A 9,876-nucleotide genomic window follows, 5' to 3' on the forward strand; every position below is an offset into this window, starting at 1 on the left:
ATGAAGGCATATTGTTTAAATAACATTTCTAAGGTAGCCTTAAATACTCTTAAGGGTGCTGATGGTACTGTGGATACTATTGAGGCTGCAGATTCTATTTTAGTTCGTTCTCAGGAAATGAAGGATATGGATTTACCAGCAAATATATTAGCTGTTGCTAGAGCTGGTGCTGGTGTTAATAATATTCCTCTTGATAAGTATGCTGAGGCTGGTGTTGTTGTATTTAATACACCAGGTGCTAACGCAAATGCAGTAAAGGAATTAGTTTTAGCTGCATTATTACTTGCAAGCCGTGATTTAATCGGTGGTGCTGAATGGGTTAAGGCGAATGCTTCTGATGAGAACATTGGAAAGACTGCAGAAAAGGCAAAAAAGAATTTTGCTGGTACTGAAATTTTTGGCAAGACAATCGCTGTAATCGGTCTTGGCGCAATTGGTATTTTGGTTGCAAATGCCGCAATTGATTTAGGAATGAAGGTTGTTGGATATGACCCATATCTATCTACAGAAAACGCATTAAAGCTAAATTCTAAAGTTAAGTATACTACAGATTTAAAGGCTGCAGTTCGTGATGCTGATTTCGTAACTATCCATGTTCCTGCAATGGATTCTACAAAGGGAATGATCAATGCAGAGGTTATTCAAGAGATGAAGAAGAATGTAGCTATTCTTAACTTCTCAAGAGATACCTTAGTAAAAGAGGATGCTTTAGGTGCTGCACTAGAGGCAGGAAATGTTCGTAAGTATGTAACAGATTTTGCTAATGCAAAGGTTGTTGCTTTCAAGAATACAATTATTCTTCCTCACTTAGGTGCATCTACAGAGGAGGCTGAGGATAATTGTGCTATTATGGCAATTGCAGAATTAAAGGATTTCTTAGAGAATGGTAACATTAAGAATTCTGTAAATTATCCAGCAGTTAATGCAGGCGTAAAGAATGGTGCAAGCCGTGTTACTATTGCACATAAGAACGTTCCTGGTGTAATCAACCATTTTACAAAGGTTGTTGCAGATACAGGCGCAAATATCAATACATTATTAAACCAGTCTAAAGGCGATTATGCTTATACTATATTAGATACGGATCAACCAGTTGATGCTAAGATTTTCAATGGTGTAACTGGAGTTATTCGAGTAAGAGTGATCTAATGATAAAATTAGGAATGCCACAGCTTTACGAATATGATACAATTGAAGACAATCTTAAGCTTGCAAAAGAACTTGGTTTAGATTTTGTTGAATTAAACTTAAATTTCGGTTACTGCAGAAAGGAAATGGAAGCCAAAACAGTTAAGCCATTATTAGATAAATATGGCATTAAGGCCACTTTGCATTTCTATGATGAGGCTGATTTGGGTTCCTATCCAGAGGTAGTAGATGCTTATTTAGTTTTACTTGAAAGATATTGCAAGCTAGGTAGTGGCTATATTGAATCTATGAATGTTCATTTATGTCCAGGTCCAGTTGTAACCATTTCAGGCGTAAAGAATTATATTTATGAAAAAGAATTCGATGAATATATAAAAAGATTAATCGCAAATCTACATCGTGCAGAAAAAATCTGTAATACCTATGGTATTCGCATGGTAATTGAAAATACAGATAACATTCCAAATTATACAAAAAAGACTTATGAGGCAATGTATGATGCAGGATTTAAATTCTGTTATGATATTGGTCATGATCACTTAAGCTATGATATTGTACAATCTATATTAGAAGATATTCCGTTAGAATTTCAAGAATTCCATTTTCACGATGGAAAGGATAGAAAGAAATGTCACTTGGCATTAGGTGAAGGTACAATCGATTTAAAGAAATTTAAGGAATTAACCATAAAGCATGATGCCTGGGTCAACCTTGAGGTTAAGCAAGCATCAGATTTAAGAATTTCTGTGCCATATTTTAAGAATTTATAAAAGCAATAGAGGGCGTATAATCGCCCTCTACTTCATTCTATTCTCAAACCTTGAAAATATATTGAATTTAATTTATAATTAAAAATAGAGGTAAAAAGTGATGGGAATAGATGAAATAAAGGCTATTTTACAACAAAATAAGACAATTTCAAACGAAGATTTCTCTACTATTCTTCGCTTTTTTGAATTATCTAATGTGGATACTACTCTTATTGATTTGTTCTATGATTTTTCCATTCTTTCTCTTGAGAATTCCATTGATTACGTAATGATTGAAAAGGTTCATGAGATTACAAAGATGATGTATGAAAAAGCATCAACAATTTCTAATCTTTGGAAGCTTGATTTATTAGAAATCTATTATTTCTTTTTTGTAGATTCCCTTGCTGAGGTGTTGAAGCATGCAAATCATATTTTAACGCTCACTGAAGAAGGTGTAGAAAAGAGTAGTGCCTACTCCTTTGCCTTAATGGTATTCTTTAAACATAAAATGTTTAGTCAAGCTATATCCTATATAGATGAGGCAGATATTTATATAAAGAATCATGAAATAAAATCCCAAAATCTATTTCAAATTTGGATTAACGAGCTCGATATTTTTGCCTCTTCAGGCCAAATAAAAAAGTATTATAATGTAAAAGAAAAGCTAACAGAATATATGGAAAATTCTATTTCCTTACCACATTATGATATGCTAAAGAATTTTTATGAACTTCATCTTTTATATGGTGAGGTATTATTGAGTAAGCAAATAGAATTTGATATCAATAATAAAGCAATTCAATTTAAAGAAATATTGTCTTCTTTAAGAAAATGGGGCTATGTTATAGAAAACTATGGTATTTTACTTACTCCATTATTTGATTTCTTTAAAGATTTCTTTGAAAAAGAAGAATTTATTGATGAAATTTCTCATATAACGACGTATAATATGAATGTTAACGAAAGGCTTGTTTTATATAAGTATTTGGTTGAAAATCTAGAAATAGATAAAATTAGATATCATGACATATATGAATCTTATGTCGAAAATTTATCTTTTTATTTCACAAACACCCAAAAGAATAAAACAGCTGAAATCTTAACTGAAATATTAAATTTCTCCTTAGAAAAGAAATTAGATGTCTTAAACGCTAAATATCATTATGATACATTGACAGGTTGTTATAATAGAGTTTTCTTATCTGAAATTGAAGAAAAAACATTAGAAGCTGGAGATGTAGTTATCTACCTTGATTTGAATGATTTCAAGAAGATTAATGATACCTATGGACATGATACTGGAGATAAGCAGCTTAAAATATTTGCAAATATTTTAATGAAGCATTTTGAAAATGATGTTGTATTAAGATTAGGTGGAGACGAATTTGTTATTTTAACAAGAGGTTTACCAGAGGATGTTTTAGCTAAATTAGATTTAGCTAGAGCAGAATATTTAACACATAATCTTCTTAAAAACCGTTATGGTTTTAGTGCTGGCGTTTTGCTTCCACATGGTATGGCCGTTCATGAGGCCATTGGTGAGGCAGATAAGGCTATGTATGATAGCAAAAAGACAGGATTGCCATGCATTATAAGAGAAATATAGCATTCTTGGCAGAGAATGCTTTAATTACGGAGCAATACCCAAGAGGCTGAAGGGACCGGTTTCGAAAGCCGGGAGTGGTTCATAGCCAGCGGGGGTTCAAATCCCTCTTGCTCCGCCATTCTAAAAGCAACAAAGGTATCGTCAAAGATACCTTTATTTTTAGATATTGCTTATTTGATATTTTATGTTAAAATATAGGCGAAGGTAAACTTCACTTGGGCTGGTCGAAAGACCCTGGTCCACCAACGATGATAGATAGTCTCATCTTTATATGAATATGGATAATAGTTTTATAATACATTTCTCACAGGCAGTAAATGTTAAAACAATCCATAAGCTTTATTAATCATCTCGCAGGCAGTATGATTGTAGGCTAACAATTAAAATGCCATCTATCGGCATTTTATTTTTTTCAGGAGGTATATTAATGAAACAAAAAAAGAGAGTTTCCTCTCTTCAAGCTATTTAATGATTTCTTTTATTTTGTTGAGTAATTCAACATTTACAATTACATCTTGGTTTATAATTGTATCAAATTCATCTATACTATGTATTTTATTATCAAATAGAACCTCTAGATTAGATATAACATTAATTTCGTTGACTAAATCAAAGATATTTGTATTTTTATTAATATCTACATATTTATTTATATCAATACATCTATGATTGTCATCGTTAAAATAAATAACTGGTTTTAAGTGATCATATGATTCTTTTGTTATGGATATAGTTTTTTTGGCATTTTCGTATAATACATAAATATATTTATCTTCACCACAAATATAATCTAGGCTTACTTCGAAAAAGGAAGTAAGCTTTTTTAATGTTTCGATATTTGGTTCCCTTTTTCCTGCTTCATAACAGGCTATCGTGGAATAATTTAAGCCTATTCTTTCTCCTAAATCTCTTAATGATAAATCTCTTTCTAATCTTAGTTCTTTGAATCTATTTTGCATAATATCACCAAAAATATTATATCAAATGTGGGCAAAATGTCAAAGTTTTATCAAATCTGTTGACAAATTGCAAAAATCAACGTATTATATAATTGTTGGCGATATGCAAACAAAGGAGACTTATGGGAAATAGTTTAGATATATATAATACTTTGCTTAGGATAGAAAGAAATAATCATATAGCTAAGATGAAAGATGTTTATTCGAAAAGACAAATATCAAAATTCTATCGATTAAAATCATTGGAATTATTTCTTGTGATTAAAAGGATAGACGATACAAAGCCAAAATCTATTTCTTATAGTATTTCATATCAGCTATATAAAAACATTGAATGTTATTTATTTACATTTAGTATTTTAGAAAACAAAAGACTCCATTTGCCAAACAGGATATTTTACTTTCATTTGCCAATAGATTTATTCAAAGGAGAAAAAGGAAAATGTTTTATAAAAGCTATCAACACATCGAAAAATTAGGAACAAGTGAAACAGAAGGAATATTAAAAGGTGAAGTTCATTTATCATATAAAATAGATGGCTCAAATGGATGTATTTATTTAAAGGATAATGGTGAATTAGGCTTTGGCTCTAGAAAAAGAGAATTATCAATTACAGAAGACAATATGGGCTTTATGGCATCTTTTGTTACGGATAAATCACTTTATTCAAGATTTGAAGAAATATTAAAAAAGAATCCAAATTTCATAATATATGGGGAATGGCTAGTTCCTGTAACTATTAAAAGATATGGAAAAGATGCTTGGAGAAAGTTTTATGTTTTTGATGTGTTTAACAACGAAGATGGAACATATTTACCATTCAATACCTATAAGGAAATGCTAGATGAATATGGTTTATTATATATTCCTGAAATCGTGGTTTTAAATGATCCTAGCGAAGAAGATATTAAAGAATACTTAGATAAAACTGGTGAATTCTTAATTACTGAAGGATTAGGAGAAGGAATTGTAATAAAGAACTATGATTATAAAAATAAATATGGAAGAAGAACCTGGGCTAAGATATTAACTGAGGACTTTAAAAAGAATAAAAAGGAATTAAGGGAAAGAAATCATGTTGCTAAAAATGAAGGAGATATTGAATTACTTATTGTTAATTATTACTTAACTCCAGAACATGTATTAAAAGAAAAATACAAGATAGAAGAAAAATATGGAGGATGGTCATCTAAAAATATTTTTGAGTTATTAAATAGAGTTTATGATGAATTCTTAAAAGATAATTTTGAATTAATACTAAAAAAATATAAGGATCCTACTATCAATTTTAAATTACTAAGACAGTACTCTAATGATTTTGTTAAAGAAATAATAGGTGTTTAGTATGAAACATATCATTGGAAAAATAATAGATTTTGAAGTAAAAGGAAATGCTGTTAGGTTTTATTTGGGTAATAAAACTGATGAATGGGGTTGGACTAATAAAAACTATAAGGATTGTAATGGTAACACTCCTGATTGGCTTAAACCTAGTGATACATATTATGGTGATGACTGGGATGATGTTCCATATGAACATAATGCTAGTACAGTTTATGATGAATTCATATATGGTACAAGAACATATTATTATGATATGAATTGGATAATAATAGAACCATGTAGTGGTGAAATAAATTCACCATATTGTAAAAATGATTTTAAGAGTAGAAATATTCCGTGTGTAATTGTAATTAAAGGAGAACTTGCTGATAGATATTCTTATAAAGATAAGTTTTCTTTTTGGTGGAATTTTATAAAAAATAGCGATTATGATAAGCAAGAAGTGGAATGTTTTTACTTTGAAGATTATCTAATGAGTGGTGAGACACTTGAAACTGAAATTTCAAGTATAACATTATAATTTAGTTTGGTTAGGAAAAACGTTCATATAGTTTTATTAAGAAAGGAATAGGTTTTAGAAATGAATAGTATTGATATTAAAGGATTTAAAAAATGGGTAAATAGTATAAGTGCTAAATATAAACAATCACAAATAAAGGCGGCGATTAAAGTTAATAGTGAGATGTTATCTTTCTATTTTGAATTAGGAAAAGAGATTTCATACACATCTTTTAAAGCTGAATATGGTAGCAAATTTTATGATAATTTAAGTAAAGAATTAATTAAAAATTTGCCTAATGTTACAGGATTATCTCCTAAAAACTTGCGTTATATGGAAAAGTTTTATTTGTTGTATAAAGATAAACTTCAAATTTTCCCACAACTTGTGGGACAATTGTTTTCAGTTCCTTGGGGTCATCACAGATACATAATAGATAAGTGTAAAAATGTTGATGAAGCTTTATTTTTTGTTAATGAGGTTCATAAAAACAATTGGTCTAGAGATGTTTTATTAAATTTTTTGGATACTAATTTATATAAAAGAGAAGGTAAAGCCATTACTAATTTTAATAATCAACTACCTGAAGAAGATAGTGATTTAGCACAACAAATTATAAAAGATCCTTATAATTTTGATTTTCTTTCAATTGGAAAAAATTATGATGAAAAAGAATTGAAGGACGCATTAATAGATAATATCCAAAAATTTATGCTTGAACTTGGGAATGGATTTGCGTTTGTAGGAAGAGAAAAAAGATTATTAGTAGGTCAAACAGAATTATATACAGACTTGTTATTTTATAATATAAAAATACATGCCTATGTAGTAATAGAGGTTAAAAATAGAAAATTTAAACCAGAGGATGTTGGTCAGTTAGGAGCTTATGTTGCATCTGTTAATCACCTATTAAAAGGTGATAGAGATAATGACACAATAGGATTGTTAATTTGTAAAAATAAAGATAAAGTAGTAGTTAAGTATTCACTTGAAAATTACAATATACCTGTTGGTGTATCATCATTTGAACTTGAAAAGTTTATTCCGGAAGATTTTAAAGGAAGCTTGCCTACTATTGAAGAGTTAGAAAATGAATTAAAAGATTAGTTTATATTTATTTTATAAAAATTTGAGGAGGAATTAGTTATGAGCTCATATTTACTAATTAGAATAATAAATAAGAAAAAATACGATGAATATTTAAATAAATACACTGAATTTGAAAAGTTAGAAAAGAGTTATTATGATGATTCTTGGAGTGAGGTACATAAAATTATTAAAGATAATTCTTTTGTATTGATGTGGTCATCAAGGTCATCTTGCTTATATCAAACATTTCAAAAAGCAATGGGTTATACTTCTAAATCTTTAACTATTAATAGTGACGGATTACAAGAAACTATTGCAATGCTTAATAAAGATTATGATTATTATAAATCTGAATTAGACTACTATAATAAGAATGGTTTTTTTAAAAGAGAAATTACTTCAAAAAGAATAGAAGATGCTCTTAGTTATTTAGAATCCATTAAGAAATTAGTTAATGAAGAAAAAATAGATGATATAAAAACGATAGTATCAAAAACAAAAAGTGAAGAAAGTGATTATCAACTATATCAAGATTATGTGGAAGAGTTAGATGATATTGATTATGCTAAAACTTTCACTAATGCGTTGCTAATTATTTTAGAACATATTGATGATGATGTAGTTTTAATCTATGATATGGATTAATAATTTGGTTAATGATGATTACATTGATGTTACTCTAATGATTTTGTAAAGGAGACAATTGGACTATGACAAATGATATTATAAATAAAGAATTAGTAAATAAAAATGAATCATTATTAAAAAATGCTAGAGAAAAAGTAGTGAGAGAAGTAAACAATACTTTGCTTATCACATATATGGAAATAGGCAAGGCAATTGTAGAAGATGAAAAACTCCATATAGAGGATATAGAGTATGAAAACAAATCTTTAAGATATTTATCTAAAGTTTTAACAAATAAATTTGGAAAAGGTTTTTCAAGATGGAATCTAAATTATATGATCTCATTTTACCAAAATTACAGTGGTCAGACACTGTCTAGCCATCTTGGCTGGTCGCATTATTGTGAATTATTATCTATTTCAGATAAAGATAAACGAAGCTTTTACGAAAAAGAATGTTCTAATGCAAGATGGAGTGTTAGAGAACTAAGAAGACAAATAGAATCATCATTATATGAAAGATTATTATTATCTAATGGAAAAACGAATAAAGAAAAAGTATTAGAACTTGCTTTAAAGGGTAATGAGATAAATACCCCTGAAGATATAATAAAAGATCCATATGTTTTTGAATTTTTAGGATTACCTGAAAATAAGCCACTAATGGAAAGCGATTTGGAAGAATCTTTAATTAAACAAATAGAGAAATTTATACTTGAGTTAGGTAAAGGCTTTATGTTTGTTGGAAGCCAACAAAGAGTAACATATAAAAATGTTCATTATTATGTAGATATGGTATTTTACAATAAGATTTTAAAATCATATGTATTAATTGAATTAAAAACAAGCCAATTTATGCCTGAGGCAGTAGGACAATTAAATATGTATTTAAATTATTATGCTGCAGAGGTTAATGATGAATATGATAATGCACCAATTGGCATTATATTATGCACGGATAAGGGGAATGTTAATTTAGAGTATGCGTTAGGTGGATTAAATAATAAAATATTTGCATCTAAATATATAACTGTTTTACCAAAGAAAGAAGAATTAATTAAACAAGTAGAAATGATAATAAATAAGGAAAAAATGATGGTAGATAATTGTCATTGAATAATACAATAATTGTTTGTTTCGAATATCATTATCTCTTACTCCGCCACTTTATAAATGACAAGGTGTAGATTAGCACTTTATATGTACTAAAATTAAATATTATTATCAAAATAAATGAAGAAAGCCCTTCAAATAATTTGACTATATTTTAGTCATTTTAAATGAAGGACTTTTTATGTTATCATTATAAAAAAAGTAGTTGAAGACAAACTCGCCAAAGCGCTCCTTCAACTACTACCCCAAAAGGTGAATAAATGATACCATTCTTTATTAAAAAAAAACAAGAACGAAAGCTTTAATTTTCTAGATATTAATAAATATAATGAATCAGTAAATAATCTTAATCCTTATTCGATTCAATGTAATTGTGGGTGTAAGGGTTCGTGTATTACCAAGGATGGTTCACCATTTAAGAAGACTAGGTTTGATACAATATATCAAGCCTTTTTTATTTGATTTTATATGGGTTCAAGTCAAACTGTCTTGCTAAAAGATGGGATTTTAAATTTTTACAATCCATATTTATTAATATATTTCTTAAGGAACCGCAGTGGTTTATAACTTTTTACCGATTATATGCTTTAGGGTATGAAAAAAATAAACCTTTTAACGATTATAGGAAACTCATTGATTTGTTACCAACTTTTTTATGCAATGTAGTTGGTAATAAAGGTTGGTTATAAAACGAATATTTATGAATTGTTAAATGAATTATTTCAATACAAAAAAGAA

Annotated in this window: 10 protein-coding genes and 1 tRNA gene; 10 read left to right on the forward strand and 1 reads right to left on the reverse strand. The window is 28.6% G+C overall.

Annotated elements, in window-relative coordinates:
- The 4 genes from SPJ17_RS01145 to SPJ17_RS01160 all read left to right on the forward strand — a co-directional run bounded on the left by SPJ17_RS01145 (position 1) and on the right by SPJ17_RS01160 (position 3,625).
- Complete coding sequence (locus SPJ17_RS01145) at positions 1 to 1,149, forward strand: 3-phosphoglycerate dehydrogenase family protein (RefSeq protein WP_321091930.1); 1,149 nt, start codon at positions 1 to 3, stop codon at positions 1,147 to 1,149.
- Positions 1,149 to 1,919 carry a TIM barrel protein gene (locus SPJ17_RS01150; RefSeq protein WP_321091932.1) on the forward strand — a complete coding sequence of 257 codons (771 nt, stop codon included), beginning with the start codon at positions 1,149 to 1,151 and terminating at the stop codon, positions 1,917 to 1,919. Before SPJ17_RS01145 ends, SPJ17_RS01150 begins: the two co-directional genes overlap by 1 nt.
- Before the next feature lie 100 nt (positions 1,920 to 2,019).
- The gene (locus tag SPJ17_RS01155; RefSeq protein ID WP_321091934.1) at positions 2,020 to 3,507 is read left to right on the forward strand and encodes a GGDEF domain-containing protein; all 1,488 of its coding nucleotides are present in this window, start codon (positions 2,020 to 2,022) and stop codon (positions 3,505 to 3,507) included.
- A 28-nt stretch (positions 3,508 to 3,535) separates the two neighbouring features.
- Positions 3,536 to 3,625, forward strand: a tRNA-Ser gene (locus SPJ17_RS01160).
- Positions 3,626 to 3,968: 343 nt separating this feature from the next.
- Here the strand turns inward: SPJ17_RS01160 and SPJ17_RS01165 are convergent.
- The gene (locus SPJ17_RS01165) at positions 3,969 to 4,466 is read right to left on the reverse strand and encodes a helix-turn-helix transcriptional regulator (RefSeq protein WP_321091936.1); all 498 of its coding nucleotides are present in this window, start codon (positions 4,464 to 4,466) and stop codon (positions 3,969 to 3,971) included.
- A gap of 122 nt (positions 4,467 to 4,588) precedes the next feature.
- Here SPJ17_RS01165 and SPJ17_RS01170 point away from each other — a divergent pair, with 122 nt between their 5' ends.
- From SPJ17_RS01170 to SPJ17_RS01195, 6 genes are all read left to right on the forward strand, one after another.
- The gene (locus tag SPJ17_RS01170; RefSeq protein WP_321091938.1) at positions 4,589 to 4,945 is read left to right on the forward strand and encodes a hypothetical protein; all 357 of its coding nucleotides are present in this window, start codon (positions 4,589 to 4,591) and stop codon (positions 4,943 to 4,945) included.
- Complete coding sequence (locus tag SPJ17_RS01175) at positions 4,909 to 5,811, forward strand: RNA ligase family protein (protein WP_321091941.1); 903 nt, start codon at positions 4,909 to 4,911, stop codon at positions 5,809 to 5,811. The genes SPJ17_RS01170 and SPJ17_RS01175 overlap by 37 nt, the downstream gene beginning before the upstream one ends.
- 1 nt (position 5,812) lies before the next feature.
- Positions 5,813 to 6,331, forward strand: coding sequence for a hypothetical protein (locus SPJ17_RS01180; RefSeq protein ID WP_321091943.1), 519 nt, complete (start codon positions 5,813 to 5,815; stop codon positions 6,329 to 6,331).
- 60 nt (positions 6,332 to 6,391) lie between these two features.
- Positions 6,392 to 7,417, forward strand: a complete 1,026-nt coding sequence (locus SPJ17_RS01185) for a PDDEXK nuclease domain-containing protein (RefSeq protein WP_321091946.1) — start codon at positions 6,392 to 6,394, stop codon at positions 7,415 to 7,417.
- Between the two features lie 39 nt (positions 7,418 to 7,456).
- On the forward strand, positions 7,457 to 8,044 hold the full coding sequence (locus tag SPJ17_RS01190) for a hypothetical protein (RefSeq protein ID WP_321091948.1): 588 nt from the start codon (positions 7,457 to 7,459) through the stop codon (positions 8,042 to 8,044).
- Between the two features lie 65 nt (positions 8,045 to 8,109).
- Positions 8,110 to 9,141, forward strand: a complete 1,032-nt coding sequence (locus SPJ17_RS01195; protein ID WP_321091950.1) for a PDDEXK nuclease domain-containing protein — start codon at positions 8,110 to 8,112, stop codon at positions 9,139 to 9,141.
- Positions 9,142 to 9,876: the final 735 nt, after the last annotated feature.

It is taken from the genome of Anaeroplasma sp. (assembly GCF_034179385.1).
GTDB lineage: Bacteria > Bacillota_I > Bacilli_A > Acholeplasmatales > Anaeroplasmataceae > Anaeroplasma.